The organism is Paenibacillus sp. P46E, from assembly GCF_001909095.1.
GTDB classification, from domain to species: domain Bacteria; phylum Bacillota; class Bacilli; order Paenibacillales; family Paenibacillaceae; genus Paenibacillus_AQ; species Paenibacillus_AQ helianthi.
This window is the reverse complement of the sequence record NZ_LVYZ01000001.1, coordinates 283,847-299,974: the sequence shown is the minus strand read 5'-3', so window position 1 is coordinate 299,974 and position 16,128 is coordinate 283,847. Positions and strand designations below refer to the sequence as shown.

General features: G+C 47.4%; 16 protein-coding genes. 5 read left to right on the top strand and 11 right to left on the bottom strand.

Features of this window, described 5'->3' with window-relative positions; translation table 11 throughout:
- Positions 1–9: 9 nt before the first annotated feature.
- Positions 10–948, bottom strand: a complete 939-nt coding sequence (locus A3849_RS01200; RefSeq protein WP_074109830.1) for an aldo/keto reductase family protein — start codon at positions 946–948, stop codon at positions 10–12.
- A gap of 182 nt (positions 949–1,130) precedes the next feature.
- Between A3849_RS01200 and A3849_RS01195 the strand changes: the two genes are divergently transcribed.
- A complete protein-coding gene (locus A3849_RS01195) occupies positions 1,131–1,424 on the top strand; it encodes a phosphatidylinositol kinase (protein WP_074109782.1) in 294 nt (97 codons plus the stop codon).
- A gap of 112 nt (positions 1,425–1,536) precedes the next feature.
- Here the strand turns inward: A3849_RS01195 and A3849_RS01190 are convergent, their stop codons facing one another.
- From A3849_RS01190 to A3849_RS01165, 6 genes are all read right to left on the bottom strand, one after another.
- Entirely contained in the window at positions 1,537–2,115 is a 579-nt protein-coding gene (locus A3849_RS01190) for a hypothetical protein (protein WP_074109829.1), read from the bottom strand.
- A 108-nt stretch (positions 2,116–2,223) separates the two neighbouring features.
- Positions 2,224–2,646, bottom strand: coding sequence for a GNAT family N-acetyltransferase (locus A3849_RS01185; RefSeq protein ID WP_074109781.1), 423 nt, complete (start codon positions 2,644–2,646; stop codon positions 2,224–2,226).
- Positions 2,647–2,665: 19 nt separating this feature from the next.
- On the bottom strand, positions 2,666–3,247 hold the full coding sequence (locus tag A3849_RS01180; RefSeq protein WP_074109780.1) for a TetR/AcrR family transcriptional regulator: 582 nt from the start codon (positions 3,245–3,247) through the stop codon (positions 2,666–2,668).
- 57 nt (positions 3,248–3,304) lie between these two features.
- On the bottom strand, positions 3,305–3,535 hold the full coding sequence (locus A3849_RS01175; protein WP_074109779.1) for a hypothetical protein: 231 nt from the start codon (positions 3,533–3,535) through the stop codon (positions 3,305–3,307).
- 5 nt (positions 3,536–3,540) lie between these two features.
- Complete coding sequence (locus A3849_RS01170; protein ID WP_074109778.1) at positions 3,541–4,764, bottom strand: Ger(x)C family spore germination protein; 1,224 nt, start codon at positions 4,762–4,764, stop codon at positions 3,541–3,543.
- A 9-nt stretch (positions 4,765–4,773) separates the two neighbouring features.
- Positions 4,774–6,261 carry a spore germination protein gene (locus A3849_RS01165; protein WP_074109777.1) on the bottom strand — a complete coding sequence of 496 codons (1,488 nt, stop codon included), beginning with the start codon at positions 6,259–6,261 and terminating at the stop codon, positions 4,774–4,776.
- A gap of 174 nt (positions 6,262–6,435) precedes the next feature.
- Here A3849_RS01165 and A3849_RS01160 point away from each other — a divergent pair, with 174 nt between their 5' ends.
- The 4 genes from A3849_RS01160 to A3849_RS01145 all read left to right on the top strand — a co-directional run bounded on the left by A3849_RS01160 (position 6,436) and on the right by A3849_RS01145 (position 12,239).
- The gene (locus A3849_RS01160) at positions 6,436–7,545 is read left to right on the top strand and encodes a GerAB/ArcD/ProY family transporter (protein WP_074109776.1); all 1,110 of its coding nucleotides are present in this window, start codon (positions 6,436–6,438) and stop codon (positions 7,543–7,545) included.
- A gap of 228 nt (positions 7,546–7,773) precedes the next feature.
- A complete protein-coding gene (locus A3849_RS01155; RefSeq protein ID WP_074109828.1) occupies positions 7,774–9,462 on the top strand; it encodes an SGNH/GDSL hydrolase family protein in 1,689 nt (562 codons plus the stop codon).
- Between the two features lie 201 nt (positions 9,463–9,663).
- Positions 9,664–11,004 (top strand): DUF6271 family protein, encoded by a 1,341-nt coding sequence (locus A3849_RS01150; RefSeq protein ID WP_074109775.1) that lies wholly within the window; start codon positions 9,664–9,666, stop codon positions 11,002–11,004.
- Positions 10,989–12,239, top strand: a complete 1,251-nt coding sequence (locus A3849_RS01145; protein WP_074109774.1) for a sugar efflux transporter — start codon at positions 10,989–10,991, stop codon at positions 12,237–12,239. Before A3849_RS01150 ends, A3849_RS01145 begins: the two co-directional genes overlap by 16 nt.
- Before the next feature lie 404 nt (positions 12,240–12,643).
- On the opposite strand, the gene A3849_RS01135 is transcribed toward A3849_RS01145, so the two are convergent.
- The 4 genes from A3849_RS01135 to A3849_RS01120 are packed head-to-tail and all read right to left on the bottom strand — an operon-like array spanning position 12,644 to position 16,074.
- Positions 12,644–13,462: a serine/threonine protein kinase gene (locus A3849_RS01135; protein ID WP_074109772.1), complete on the bottom strand. Its 819-nt coding sequence runs from the start codon at positions 13,460–13,462 to the stop codon at positions 12,644–12,646.
- A 24-nt stretch (positions 13,463–13,486) separates the two neighbouring features.
- A complete protein-coding gene (locus A3849_RS01130) occupies positions 13,487–14,152 on the bottom strand; it encodes an SDR family NAD(P)-dependent oxidoreductase (RefSeq protein WP_074109827.1) in 666 nt (221 codons plus the stop codon).
- 40 nt (positions 14,153–14,192) lie between these two features.
- On the bottom strand, positions 14,193–15,272 hold the full coding sequence (locus tag A3849_RS01125) for an alkene reductase (protein ID WP_074109771.1): 1,080 nt from the start codon (positions 15,270–15,272) through the stop codon (positions 14,193–14,195).
- A gap of 49 nt (positions 15,273–15,321) precedes the next feature.
- Positions 15,322–16,074 carry an SDR family NAD(P)-dependent oxidoreductase gene (locus A3849_RS01120; RefSeq protein WP_074109770.1) on the bottom strand — a complete coding sequence of 251 codons (753 nt, stop codon included), beginning with the start codon at positions 16,072–16,074 and terminating at the stop codon, positions 15,322–15,324.
- Between the last annotated feature and the right edge of the window lie 54 nt (positions 16,075–16,128).

Here is a 16,128-nt window from a genome sequence, read left to right as displayed (position 1 = left end):
TCCTTTTTCTTAGCTAATTATGGCTTCTATCGCTGTCAGAACATCATCGGATAGTTCTATGCCGGAAGCCAACACGTTCTCTTCCACCTGCTCGGGACGGCTGGCACCGACAAGGGCACTCGCGACATTCGGCTGGCGCAGAATCCAGGCCAGGGCCAGATTGCCGACAGAAATATTCAGCTCAGCGGCGATTGCACCCAGCCCGCGGACCTTGGCGATCTTCTCCTCGGTAATTCCCTTACGCATCCAGTCCAACTTCGCCGCACGGCTGTCCTCCGGAATGTCAGAGACCGAGCTGTATTTTCCGGTCAGCAGACCTTGAGCCAGCGGTGAGAACACGACCTGTCCGATGCCCTTACGCATCCCCAGCGGAATAATCTCTTTTTCGATATAACGTTCGAACATATTGTAGACCGGCTGATTGACCACGATGTGGTCCAGCAGATAACGGTCGGCAACGGCCAGTGCTTCCGCCATTTGTGCGGCCGTCCATTCACTTACACCCACATAGAGTACCTTGCCCTGACGGACCAGATCATCCAGCGCGCGCAGCGTTTCCTCAATCGGTGTCTCCGGATCATAACGGTGGCAGTACAGCAGATCCACGTAATCTTCTCCCAGCCGCTTCAGACTGGCATGGCACTGCTCTGTAATATGCTTGCGGGACAAGCCGCGGTCATTGGGCCCGTCTCCCATTACACCGTATACTTTGGTAGCCAGCACGTAGGATTCGCGGGGAAAACCGCGCAGCGTTTCACCCAGCACCTTTTCGGCCGCACCTTTCTCATACACATTTGCCGTATCAAAAAAATTCACACCCAACCCGTAAGCGGTCTCAATAGCTTTTACAGCATTGTCCCTCTCTACATACCCTCCATAGGTCAGCCAGCTTCCCAAACTGATCTCACTCACCTTAAGTCCGGTTCCACCTAATCTGCGGAATTTCATCTTGTACATGCTCCTTTCGATATCCGGCTCCTGTCCGGCTAATTTGCGCTTCATACCCATTTTAAAATAGTTTGTATTGAATATATAGATCCAGATATTTTTCGGGCTATGGGCATATGCCGTGATCACAATAGGTTGCAGTCCATAGACTGTTGTCGAGATATGATTTGAGGAGGTTATCCATGGATACAAACTATCAGCAACTCGCTTGGAACTGTATGAATAAATATGTGGGTATCACTACTACTGACGGACAGAATTTTGACGGGTTTATTGCTCATATTGATCAGGACTATGTTACGCTGGCCGTTCCTTCGAACGAAATGATGGGGCAAATGAACGGAATGCCTGCCAATGCGTCTACTTACAGACAATTTGGATACTATCCCGGTTTCTATCCACGCCGCCGTTTTTATCCGAGACGCGTTCCTTTTGGTGCCATCGCCGCTTTGTTCCTGCTTCCCTTTTTCATATAATGATGCAGCGGGTATAGCTTTTGTAAGGGTTATACGAGTATAAACAGCCAACTCAAAAACGGCGCGCCAATGGAATACCGGCGCGCCCTTTCGTCAGTCTGCTTGTCCTATTCTACAGCTCCGACCAGTTCAGCGTAAGTTCAATAACACCCTTCTGCGAGGTCAATGGCCCGCCGATTAGCGACCATTCTTCCTGCTTCCCGCTATTCGTTCCCTGGATGATCAGGTTCTTCTCATCCAAAGTCTGGCTGGCATCAGTCAGATTCTGAGTCCCGAAATACTCCTTGTACATCTTGGTTACTGCAGCCATATCTTCTGTAGTGGTGAAAATAAACAGAACAGACTTCTTGCCGCCGTTCTCCGCCGCACTGGAAGTTTGAACCTTCACGTCCTTGGGAAGCGGGAAATCAGCAGGCAGATACTTTGGTCTCACTCCGTCATCCGCTGCCTGGTTCTCAGAAGAATCAGAAGCAGATGCACTGGGCTCCGTGCTAGGTTCTGTGCTGGCCTCTGCACTAGCTATTGCACTGGCTTCCGCACTTGCCGCCGGCGCACTGGCTTCCGGACTGGCCGGCTGATTGCCGGTTGTTGCTTCAGCATGATTTGCTGTTTCATTCGAATTACTGCATGCACTCAACAGGATACTTAGGACAATAGAACCTGCAACGCCGAACTTCCGTATTGGCTTCATTGCCTGCAACTCCTCTCTGTAGTCAGATGACCCCAACCACAGAAAACTTACCCTTTCCTGTAAAGTATCAAACAGCAGCAACACCGCATTCATGTACTGTTCTTTCTATTATAAATTCTTAACCATAAGTACATGAGGAATTCCATCTTCTATGAAAACGGGTGAACCCGTCTCATATCCCAGCTTCTGATAAAAGCCTTCGGCCTGCTTCTGGCCATGCAGCTTGGCTTGCCGCAGCCCCTGTTCCGCCGCCATTTTCTCCAATGTTGCGATAAGAACAGAACCCAGACCGCTTTTGCGGTATGGGGCAAGGAGACAGATCCGTTCCAGCTTGGCCCAGCCGTCTACATTCCGGAGTCTGGCCGTTCCCACAGCTGTCTCTTCCTGATAGATCAATATATGCTCTGCAGCCTGCTCATGTTGATCAAATTCATCTGCCAGCGCCACACCCTGCTCCTCCACAAACACTTCCCGCCTAATTCTAAAAGCCTCCTGAAGCCCTTCTTCGGTGACAACCCGGTCTACCCGCATATTCTCAATCCTCTCTTCCTCAAGTTTGCTTAATGCCCGCCCAGAAAATCTCCCATATATCCTTCAAGCGCCGCTCGAATTCTTCATGATTGTAAAAAAACATCTGCATGGAAATCCCATCCTGCAAACAATAATAAGCCGATAGGAGACTTTCCGTGTGCTGCCGCCGAATCTGTCCGGTATTCATACCTTCCTCAAAAATAGCCCGGTAAACGGCGGAGGACTGCTTCTCCATCATTGATATCTGCTGCTCCAGCATCTCCTGAAAGAAAGGCGCCGGAAATTGAACACTTCTTTTGTAAAAAGAGGTCAGTATGGGATGCTCCACCCTATAATAGTAGGTCCGGTACACAATCCCGCGCAGCCTCGCCTCCACAGGTATACCCGGAATGCCCTTGAACAACTGGTCCAGAAACTCAATATAGTGCCGGGCCATTTCCTGAAAAGCCGCTAGAAACAAATCTTCTTTTTTAGGAAAATAGGTTGCAATGGACTGTTTTTTAATACCAACCGCCTGGGCTATCCCAGCCAGTGATGCACCCTCAAAGCCTTTTTCGGCAAATTGTGTTATAGCGGCTTGCAAAATAGCATTAGCGGTCATAATGGATCACCTCCCTGACGATCGTCAGGCAATTATCACATGACTCCTGCTTTTCTGTCAATGAAACCACATCTCAAATAAGCTGTTGACCGGCTTATAAATGAACATTACCAGATACAGCGGGCTGGGGACTTTGACTTTGTATAACGAACAGTAGACCGCAGCAATGCCCAGGATCCAGTACAGCACCCAGACCAGGCGGTCACGGGGTCTGCTTTTCTTCTTCAGTATAGGAAGATCGATGACAACACAGCTTGCCGCAATCACCAGAAAGAACAGCAGCATCATTACGCTCACTCCTTGATATCACCAATAAAAGACTTGTCCGTAACGCCGATCCGGGTTATCGTTACGCTGGCACTGTAATGAATGGGCAGCGACTTCAGATAATCATCTCCCTTTTGCTGCTGCAGTCTGGCCCAGACCTTCGGTTTAGCACGGTAGATCAGCTGGCCAAAACCCATGATATCCAAATTGAAATCCTCGTTAATCTGCTCAACGGCTGATTTCATCAGAAAGATAATCCGCTCTTCCGTTTTCTTCTCCAGCTCAGTGATTACCTTCTCCGATTCCAGGTTATCCTTGCTCTCCACCTCTTCAACATTGCATTCCGCCTTTACATGAATGAAAATATGCGGCTCCCCTTCAATGATCTTCACTTTACGTTTGGTGGATGTATGGAGCGCTTCAATAACAATGGGTTTGCCATCGTCTCCTTTTACAGGGCCAGAGCTATGATTAACTTTATTGGAGATATAATTGTAACCGACCACCTCATTATCTTTTAACCACCCGATCATCTTGTCTTTCTTGAATACAGCTACACTGCGGTATTGCAATTTCGTTCTGGGAGTACTCTTGTCAAGATTGCTCATCAGCTCACCTTCTTTAGCACTGCCGGACAACTCAACACCAGTCAATACCGGATTTATTCCTTCATAGATCATATTTTCAATAAATTCGTTCAGAGGAACCGCAACTGTCCTGGCGGATGACTTATGGGATTTCTCCATAGCATAAAACAATTTATTGGCTGGCAATTTGTCCAACGGGGTAAGAACTTTGAGGACCTCTTCTGCCGTGGCATCTTTCGCAACCATGACATAGTAATCATTTCGCGGTTCCCGGCTCCGCTGGAACACATCAAGAGCTTCGGCGATTCCGGCACGAGCGAGCTCCTCTCCGATTACCAATACGCGGATATGCCCTTTGTAGATATCTCTCGAACTGAGAAGACTGTACTGGCGGTCTGCTTCATAAATTGTCGGTACTGTGAAGCTGGATACAACCACCGGCACCCCGCCGCCTCCTGATCCTCCAACCGTCTGTGAGGAAATCGCGGAGGGAATAACCACCTGCATCGTGACCCTGTACCCGGATTCCGCCTTATCCAGACCCATTCCGAGCACAAAAGCCATTTCATTTAACTCTGTTCTTTCCCAGCAGCCGCTTAGCAGCAGAGGTCCGAGAAGAGCAAACAGCAGCAAAGAAAAAGTTCTACCTTTTTTAAGGTCCATAAACAGTCCTCACTTGGTTGTGTCTTGACGGTTAAGGTTTTGAATTTTACTGTTTGCCGGTCTGGTCTTCAAGAACGGCCAAGGGAAGCGGAAGAGCGAATCCTTGAGATTGTTGGATTGGTATGGAGCAATTGGACTCATATACGGCATCCCAAAGGAACGCAGGCTTGCCAAATGCATCACAACGATGAAGACACCGCACAAAATGCCATACAATCCGATAAAGCCGGCCAGAACGATAAATGCAAAACGAATCATCCTTGCGGCAATGGCCATTCCCGTTTCAGGGATGACAAAGCTGGAAATGGCTGTAATGGATACAATAATGACCATCGCTGAGGAGATAAAGCCTGCCGAAACCGCCGCCTGGCCGATTACCAGCGTACCGACAATCGAGATCGCCTGCCCTATGTTCTTCGGAATTCTCACCCCCGCTTCCCGCAAAATCTCATACGTCAATTCCATCAGCAGTGCCTCCACGAACGCCGGAAAGGGAACGCTCTCCCTCTGTGCAGCAAGACTGATAACAAGTGTGGTAGGAATCATCTCCTGATGATATGTAGTAACTGCCACATAAAGCGACGGCGCCAGCATGGTAATGAAAAAGGATAAGAATCGGATAAACCGCAGCAAGGTACCAATATCCGCCCGCTGGTAGTAATCTTCTGCAGATTGAAAAAAAGCAACAAAAAAAGTGGGCACCAGCAAAACAAACGGCGTACCGTCAACAAGAATCGCCACTTTACCCTCAAGGATTCCTGCCGCGATGGCATCCGGGCGGTCACTGTTATAAATGGTCGGAAAAGGTGTGACCCCCGTATCCTGAATAAATTCCTCGATATATCCGCTCTCCAGAATGCCATCTATATCAATTTTGCCTAATCGGCGTTTTACCTCCTGTACCAGATCAGGGCTTGCAATGTGAGAGAGATACATAATGGACACACTGGTCTGGGTCACCCTGCCAATCTCAACAGTCTCCAGCCATAGCTGGCTGTCTTTGATTTTCCTGCGGATCAGCGCCGTGTTCGTCCGTAAATTCTCCGTGAATCCTTCCATCGGGCCCCGTACAACTGTCTGAGAGCTTGGTTCGCTTACATTGCGGTCCTCCCATCCGGGTAATCCGATCCGAAGAGCGCTGGGTGTTCCGTCTACCAGCACCATTACATTACCGGACAACAACTGATGAACGAATGGTTTCAAGTCATGGGTGACGGACATATCTCCTGCCATCAGTATGCGTTTGTACAGAAGATCAAGTTTCTGCCCCGCATCTAAATCTTTCAGCCGATCCGGGGTACAGCCTTCCTGAAGCGAAAAGAGTATGGAATTATGCAGCACTTGGGTATCCACAAGACCGTCTATATATATCACGGCGATTTGCGTATAAGGATCCGGTTGCAGCTCTTTAATCAACAGATCGGTGCTTTTCCCGAGAAGCTGAACCAACTGCATCTGATTATCTTTAAGACAGGGTGACAATGTGCCATCTTTCAATTCGCATCCTCCACTTTCCACGAACAAGTATACATAGTATGATTCGGAAATTGATAATTATCCCCGTCTATCTTCATTTATGTATAGGATGCATAATTGTGGAAGATATTTGCATACTAAGGAAAGGAAAAAAAGTGGCTGAAGGACCGTTTGCAGCCGATACGGAGGAATCTCATGAGTCTTGAAAAGGACCGGATCAGTACGGCTCAAATGATCATTCTAGGGCTTTTTACACTTATTGGGGATATGGCGCTTGTCTATCCTTCAATCATGACCACAGGGGCCCACGAGGATGCATGGATTGCCGGACTTATCAGTATTCCGCTGGGACTGGCAACCGTCAAATTAATGTTATCCGCCGCAAATATCAATCCAAATAAAACAATTATCGAGCTTTCCATGCAAATTTTGGGGAAATGGGCGGGCGGAGCAGTAGCGGTGAGTTATTTATTCTTTTTCCTGATGGCGGCATCCACTTATGTCAGGGAAATTGAAGACTTCATGTGTACACAAATTTATGAGGGCACACCCGGCGGGGTGATCCGCTTCATGGCAATTGTTCTGCTGGTGTACGGCCTCAGACTGGGTTTAGAAAATTTAGGCCGGTCTGCACAGATTTTCTTTCCTTTTTTTGCGGTTTTTTTAATCTGCCTGATCGTCCTGCTGTTTCCCAATGTCGAAATGGAGCGGATTCATCCTATTTTGCATACACGTCTTCTTGACGTATTGCATACCATTTTGTTCGGCGTCTTTTACCCGTTCGGGGAACTGTGCGTGTTCTTCATGATCTATCCGTTTGCCCAAAAACATAGCAAAACCAGCCGGGACATTTTTATAACCTTGTTCATCGCAGCTATTAGTCTTAATCTGATTTTGTTTCTCTCCCTGACGATCCTTGGGGTTTATTTTTCCGAGCATGTATTCTATGCAGCTTATGTTCTTGCCCAAAGAATCAACATTGGCAATTTTCTGCAGCGGATTGAAGCGCTGATGGCCACCACATGGATTATAAGCACATACTTCAAAACAGCGCTTTACTTCTACGCCTTTGTCCTGGGGACAGCTCAACTGCTGAAACTGAAAACCTACAAGCCCCTGATCTTTCCGGTAGGATTTCTGATTTATGGTATGTCGAATCTGCTGGCCAAAGATATTATTTTCTACATTAAGGAAGTCACCCCTAGCTGGTTGGATTGGGACATCACCTACGCTTTGGTCTTCCCGTCACTTCTGCTCATTGTTTATCATATCAGGAAGCGCTTCGGCCGCATCGCCCGGCAATAACAGCCTTCAGGTTGAAGTACAGCCTACGATGACCGATGGGAATGCTTTGGGTAAACTAAAGACTTTTTGTAATAACTAAATACAAATCCCTATTGCTCGTTGAGCTGATCCAACGTCCATGTCTATAATATAAGTTAATGTGAACGCATTCATACTTATATAAAAGCGAGGCTGGTCGAAGTGAAAGACAATAACAGGATCATTGCTGACGGCAATAACGAAGGCCCTATGGCACCTAAGGACCCGGTGGAGAAAAGAAGCGGTTTTTTCATATTATTCGAAACAGCTATTGAGGCGACTGCCAGGGCCGAAGGCCGGCCTTCGCAGGAGATCTATCTGGATGGCAGCTATTTGATTGACAAGGCCAAATATATTGGCGGCGTTACGGATGAAGAGATGCTGGCTCTACTGGGCAGTTGGACTGGATTCCGCACATTAGTCCACAGTATCGGCGTCTCCGTCAAGACAAACAGCGGGGAAGCAGCAGTTTCTTTTCTTCTGCAGAACTGGGGCAGAACGAGCAAGTATGAGACAGGCACCCGCCTGCTTGTTCCATGCCCGAACGACGGAACAGAGATGGTGCTTCGGTTGGAGGATATCGAGTGGGCTGAGGAGGATGACATCCCCGGCAAATTCGCCTTTGAGTTCAGCCACGAAGGCGAGCTGGCAACGGCAAGCATTATGTTCTATCTGAACGACGGATATACTGCGCCTGAGCTTATAGCTGAGCCACCGGTTGCATACGGTTCCAAGGAATACCGGGATATGATCGCGAAGTCCCTGATGCATTCCGGTAATAATAAAAGATTAAAATCCGCCATAGATAAAGCAGTGAGAGGCGAGGATGTTACGATTGCCTATATCGGTGGGTCTATTACTCAGGGTGCGGGAGCAAAACCGATACATACGGAATGTTATGCTTATCAATCTTATGTAAGATTCAAGGAACTGTTCGGCCGGGACGGGGGAGAGAACATTCATTATGTAAAAGCCGGTGTAGGGGGTACGCCCTCGGAACTTGGAGTGATCCGCTATGACAGGGACATTCTTAGGGACGGCGCCGTAATGCCAGACATTGTGGTGGTTGAATTTGCAGTCAATGACGAGGGGGATGAAACGAAGGGCAATTGCTATGAAAGCCTCTGTCTGAAGATCCTTTCTGCGCGTAACCAGCCTGCCGTAATTCTGCTATTTAGCGTGTTTGTGAATGACTGGAACCTCCAGGAACGGCTCTCTCCCGTGGGCAGGCACTATAACCTCCCCATGGTGAGCGTCAAGGACGCGGTGACCGGGCAGTTCCGCCTGAGCAAGGCTGAGGGCAACATCATATCGAAACGCCAATTTTTCTATGACATCTACCATCCTACTAATGATGGTCACCGGGTCATGGCGGACTGTCTCTCTTATTTGTTCTCTGAAACCTATAAATTGGGTATGGACGAAGAGGATATCACGTTGGATCAACTGCCGGTTCTCGGGAATGATTTTGCCTCTACCCGTCTGCTTGACCGCAAGAGCCATACAGGTGCTGTCATCGAAGCGGGTGGATTTACGGGTACAGATACAGAACTGCAGATGGTGGAAATGGATCTGAGCCCGGTTGGGACGCCCGAATTCCCTTATAACTGGATGCATTCGGCCACGTCCGGGCCGGACAGCTTCAGGCTGAGTATAACCAGTAAAAACCTTATCCTCGTATACAAGGATTCCGGCAGCCCTGAGTTCGGTAAAGCGGAGATTTATGTGGACGGCCAGCTGGTAACCACCGCCGATCCGCACAGGAATAACTGGACCCACTGTAACCCGGTCATTCTGTACCACAATGAGCACAGCCAAGAGCATGTAATCGAAATCAAAATGTCACCTGAAGATCAGGATAAATGCTTTACTATTCTGGGCTTTGGATATAACGCTTAGACCCTCTCAACGGGGAGTCAATAAACGGTAAGACCCTACATCCATTCCTTTTCCCGGCGAACATTCTGCTGGGGAAGGGGATTTTTTATTACCAGCTTACCAGGTTATGAACAAGGCAAACTATCGATTCCGTAATTTTATCAGATATGCTATAATTTCCCTTCCTCTAATCTATCTATATAATAGGAGATGACCCATTTAATGTTTGCTATCCCGACCAATCGCCTTGTACTGCCTGCTGTCCAATCTATCCTAATTGAAATGACATCCATGCAGCAACGGGGAATCGATCCGGAAGAGTTAATCATCCTAGATAATGGACCTTCCCATGTAGTGAAAAAAAACAAGAAAGACATTATGGCACTTCAGAAGACCACTTCCATTCCGATCATTCACCATGACCTCAATGACCAATTAGAGTGGATTCAAGACCTGGCAGAGCATGGACAATGGGATCTCGCTGAATTAACCCGATTGCTCTATCCTCACCCGGAGGAAGTCGATTATGGTAAGGTTTTTAATATGCTCTATCTCGCTGCTGCCAGGTACGGGCGGAAGGTCATTCACCGCAGAGATTCAGATTGTTTTACTCCCCTGGGTGATGAGGCGTTGTATCCGGTTTCGGGGGAAATGCAGTTTATCGGTAAAAAGGTTGCCGAGGTGCTTTCTATGATGGATACCTGCGAGAGCCTTACGGATGAATTACTGCCAGAAGAAATCTGGATCGCAGGCAGCGATTATATCGGGGATTGGAATGTGACTCTGGAGCTGCTTCAGCAGCATAACACACAGACACTCAATGAATTTCTGACCCTATTAAGCATACCCGAAGCCCGGATACCTGCTTACATCGACGCTAAGTACAGTGATGGCGAGCTGAACTTCCGCACTCGGCCGTTATTGATCACCTGTGAGAAGCTTCCCGATATCCCTGAGATTGTCCCCAATTATCCTGAATGCGGAAATATCGCGATGATGGAGATTTTTAAGTGGATTCCCAATTTTATCGGCTCCCGCTGTATCGGATTCGATTATCACACTTATATATTGGGCTCCCTGTTAAAAGTCCCCGCGGTCTATCATACCCAGCGGATTATTCATGCCCATGAATACACCCGTAAGCAGCAGGACGGGACTTTGAACTATTGGAAAGGCATCGCGAAGCTGGCCGATTACAATTTTTTCATAACGGAATTCCGCTACAATTATTTACATCGGCTAGCCCTGCCTGAAGAGAACGGTTTTCATATTCTCCGGGATACAGGACCCTCCACTTTGGTGAATCTGCTATCCGAATGCCAGATGAACCTGGACAGGAAGACAAGGTTGGGCTTGGTGCATGACCTGGCACACAGAATTCTACTGCCCTCCGGGCTGGCCGAATATCGCCAGGTTGCTGAGGAACTGGAACGTGGTGCAAGCCGTCTGATTGATGAACTCGATGATGATTATAGAAGAAGCATTAAGCTGCAAAATATCTGGAGAGAATTAATCCGTCTTTCTGAGCAGATGGGAAGCGAATCCAGATGCAACGCATATTAAAACAACTACTGGCCGATTTAGCAGAATCGAGAGGCATCCCGGCATATCTTCCTGCCTTGGCTTGCACCTTTCTGATGGGTGTCGGGTTCTCCTTGACTATGACATTCATGCCATTGTTCGGAATGCAGCAAATTGGAATGAGCTCATGGATGCTGGGGATATTTTTGACCGTCTCCTCTATGTTCGAGGTGGGGGTGTCCAGTTGGATCGGCAGGTTATCTGACAGACGGCTTAATCGAAAAACCATACTTTTGGCCGCGTCATCAGCAGCAATTATCGGTTATTCTCTTTTTGCTGTTTTTGAGAATTATTACACGTTACTGATCGTATCCATTACATTCATTGCTCTGGCGACATCGGTATTCCCGCAAATATTTGCCTATGTAAGGGATGCAGCCACTGCGGTGAACAAGGACGCAGACATTGCGATATCTCTGCAAAGAACCTTATTTTCCCTTTCGTGGGTAGTAGGTCCCCTGCTTGCTCCCTTGTTGATCAGAAATCGGGATTATAGCCTGTTATTCCTGTTTGTTGCGGGTCTCTATGCTGTAATAGCGTTGATTGTATTTGTATATCTGGTTAGATATGATCATCCTTCCCTGACTGGCGTGGACCTGACTTTGGCGCAGACCAAGACTACCCAACAAACGGGACGCTGGCTGCTGTGGGTCTCCATCTCAGCTTTCATGATTTTCGAGACCAGTAATGCCATGTCAGGAATTGCCTTACCTTTGCTTACTACGGTTGATCTTCGCGCCACAGACCAAACCGTCGGTTGGCTGGTTGGGCTGGGCGCTCTGCTGCAAATCCCGTTTATGCTTGGATTCGGTCTATTGGCTAAAAGGTATGGCAATACATTTATAATGAAAGCCGCTGGTGTATTTGGCGTTCTATATTTTGTTGTGTCATCTGGGGCGGATACAACCTGGCAGCTGGCAGCTTGCCAGATTCTGAATGCTGCCTACGTATCCATTGTCCTGGGCGTTGGCCTCAATTATTGTCAGGAGCTAATTCCTGAATCTCCTGGAACCGCTACAACAATGTATTCTAATGCTACAACCATCGGACTTATGCTTGGCGGATTCATGGCCGGGAGCATTGGGGAGTGGATGGGGAACCGCGCGATCTTCATTGCCTGTGCCACCTTGGCTGGCCTTGGACTCGTGCTTATTAACAGCACAAGCCTCCTAAGTAATAAGAAAGATTCTATGAAAGAGGCTGAAACGTTAACATAACCATTAACTAATCACGAAACCAGCAGGTATGAATACCGTACTACAGGGTAATGAAAGAATAAGACCGCACTAAGCGGCCTATACAACCCTAGAGGAGGAAACATGATGCTAAAAAAAATTCTCGGCAAAGTCCTGCACTCCATGGAAAACTCCCAACATGGAAGGCGGAGCAGATCTTCAAGCGGTCATAAAGGGAGGCCTGTGTACGGCAGACATTCCAGCAGTAGTCACGGATACAAGCGCCACTCATCTTCGGACGCACACCATGGAGGAAATGGACATAAATATTATAAGAATCGCTATGGCAGCTCAAGCTGATCCTTCTCTGTTTGAGAACTGTTCCAAAATCACAAGGCGCCTTTCATCTTTTGGATGAAGGCGCCTTGTTTGTATGTAAATCAATATCACTGCAGACTCTCATGCAGAGCTTCGGCTTCACGGATAAAAACGGCTGTATCCGGGTAGGCTTCCTGTTCTCCGAAAAGCCGGGATACGATACGCAGCATTCCTGGCGACAAGTCCAGTTCTTCCCGCCAGCTCCGCTCCGCCACTCCCGGATCGGGTCTGAAACCGGAATACAGCATGAACAGCATGAATTGCCCGATATCATACAAATCCGAGGCAATAACCGGCGGCTTCCGTTTCGGTATCTCCTCCACCTTCGGACTCCGCCTCTCCAGCACCGTTTCCGCCTCTCCGATCCGCCTTGCCAACCCGAAATCAATCAAGTATACTTCTTCATTGTTCTGGAGAATCACATTAGGAATCCGCAGATCAAGGTGAACATATCCACGCGAATGGACATGGGCTACCAATTCCATCAGTCTCAGGGTTGTGGCCAGGCACTCCCGCTCCCCGTAGACCCTGTGCTCATCGAAGATCAGATCCTCCAGCGTTTCACCCTCTATATAATCGGTTACCAGCCAGTTGGAACCCCTCTGCTCAAAGTAACCGCGGCACTTGGGAATGTGGGGATGATTCATGGCCTGTAAGATATCCCGCTCCTTGGCCAGCATACTCCGTCCCACCGCTTTCTTGCTCGGTCTGGACTGCTTGACGGCTAGAAGGGCTCCATTCCTGGAATCACTGCACCGGTAAGTAAGCCCGTAGCTCCCTTCCCCTAATAGGGATTCTATCGTATACCACTCACCGATCCGCCTCCCTTCCGGAAACGGGTAATCCCGCCAGGCCTGAACAAATCCCCGCCACCGTTCAAATGCCATTCCTCTTACACCCCTCGTTCTCTGTTAATTAATAAATTGCATGATTCCCTTGGGGAAAGTATCCTCTGCCTCTGTCCTTTTCTCGTATAGATTATACCAAGCTTCTGCGACTTGATCAGGGTCAAAACCTGTACCTTTCTTGATTAAAGGACTAATAGACAAATGACCAACAAATACCCCGAGAGGAAGCAAACGCTCGTGTAAATTTAGGATATAGTTTCGCAGCCCTGACATCGCTATGCCTGAATTACCAAACATGGGGCTTGGACTCATTGCTGAAAGATCGCTCGTGAAAAGAAGCGCGCCTTCACCTCTTTCAGTCATTTCTGGAATGACTTCTCTTGCTGAATTTATGGCTCCAGCTACAACATTGTTGAAAATCTGAAGTGCGCTCTCATCTGTCGTATCCAGAACAGATGTCGTTGCAACATTTCCACTATGCGGGCTGAATTCCATGATATCTATTGTACCAAATGTATTCTTAATTTCTTGAAATGCTCTTGTAAGCTGTGTTTTGTTAGTAATATCAGCCGCAAAACCGTGCGCTTCAATTCCTATCTTGTTTAGTTGCTCTGCATATTGATTCAACTTCTCTTGTGTTCTTGAAACCATAGCGATCCGGAATCCATGTCTTCCAAATGTCTTGGCCAGTGAAAAGCCCAGACCTGGCCCTGCACCGATAATAACCATTGTTTTCAATTCATATTCACCTGCTTTCAAGACAATATACTTAACCCTTCTGAGCTTCCAATTCTTTGAGCGTAGGATAATCCGTATATCCCTTGCTTCCGATCCCGAAAAAGGTTGTAGGATCTGCTTCATTCAATGGAGCACCTGCTTTAAGTCGTTCTACTAAATCCGGATTCGCTAATGACCATGCACCTACGGGAACCATATCAGCCAGGCCATGTTCAAGATCGATACTTAGATCTTCTAGAGCCCTTCCCGCCCGGTTGACTAATAATGGATTTGTCCATATCGCACGAATGTCTTTGAGCAATTCTTCGTTTCCAAGGTGCATAATATGAAGGTAAGCTAAATTCAATTCAGCTAATTCTTGCGTCAGGTAACGGTAAAGCTCTGGACCTTGTTCCCCGTCTTGAATTCCACCAAGAGGTGTCCCTGGCGAAATGCGGAAGCCTGTTCTCTCTGCCCCAATCTCTTGGGCTATGGCTTTTGTAACTTCAATCGCGAAACGGGCACGATTTTCTATAGATCCACCATATTCATCCGTCCGTGTATTCGAATTTTCTCCGATGAATTGATTAATAAGATATCCATTTGCCCCGTGAATTTCAACACCATCCGCACCGGCTTCAATAGCTGCTGCTGCAGCTTTCCGGAAATCGGCAATGGTCGTTTGAATTTCCTCTATGCTTAACTCGCGCGGAGCGGGTATGTCCTGCATTCCGGTGGTCGTAAACATTTGAACACCGGGAGCAATGGCTGAGGGTGCAACGGGTTGACGATGATGGGGGGTATTATCGGGATGTGACATACGGCCCGCATGCATTAATTGGATGAACATAAATCCACCGGCTGCATGAACCGCATCCGTAACCTTTTTCCACCCTGCTATATGCTGACCGGTATAAATCCCAGGTGACCATAGATACCCTTGACCATCATCAGAAGGCTGTACGCCTTCCGTAATGAGGAGTCCCATAGATGCTCTTTGAGCATAATAGAGGGAACTCAATTCTCCTGGTGTACCATCTTCCTCAGCCCGGCTGCGTGTCATAGGTGCCATTGCTAAACGATGCGGCAATTCCAGGTTTCCGATTTTCGTTTTACTCCATAATTTGTCCATCCTAATATTCTCCTCTTCAAATGAATGTAATCGAATAGATGGATTCGAATTAAAACTCTGAGATGATCGGATAGATTTGACTTCTCAGATTGAAGTCATAGTTCTGGTCAACAATACCAACCACATCGTTGCTATCATATAGCTCTACCATGAATCCCGCCATTTGTTTGGCAGTATGGTATTTAGGCATGTTTGCTTTGTAATCAAATTCTTCAGCATCGATCGATTTCTTCACAAATTCCGTTTCGGTTATTGCTGGTGCTAATACTTTTGCTTTTAATTTCGCACCTTTAAGCTCCAGTTCTTTGGCAAGCCCTTCGGTGAAGGCACTAACATAATATTTAGATGCAGAATAAGCAACACTCCCAACAGCAATGGCATATCCGAGTGCGGATGCTACGTTAATTAACTGAATGCCTTCTACATCAGCATAATCCCGCACAAATAGTGTGGACAGGATCGTCAAGGATTCGATGTTAACACGTAACATAGTTTCAACTTTAGCTAAATTCTGCTCTGCTACAAAAGAAGCTTCACCAAGCCCGGCATTATTAATCCAGGTCTCAATTTGGTATTCCTTCAAGGTCTTATACAGTGTGTAGGCCTGTTCTGTAACAGATAGGTCACTTGTATGAACAATAACATTTACATTAGGATCCATAACCTGGATTGTTGATTTAAGATCTTCTAATTTATCTAATCGTCTAGCTACCAAAATTAAGTTTTTACCGCGTGCAGCAAACGCCAATGCCGTCTCATATCCAATTCCTGAACTTGCTCCTGTAATCACTGTGTACTTCATCATTATTCTCTCCCTTTGGTTTTGTATTAAATAGTCATTCGAGAATGATCATTC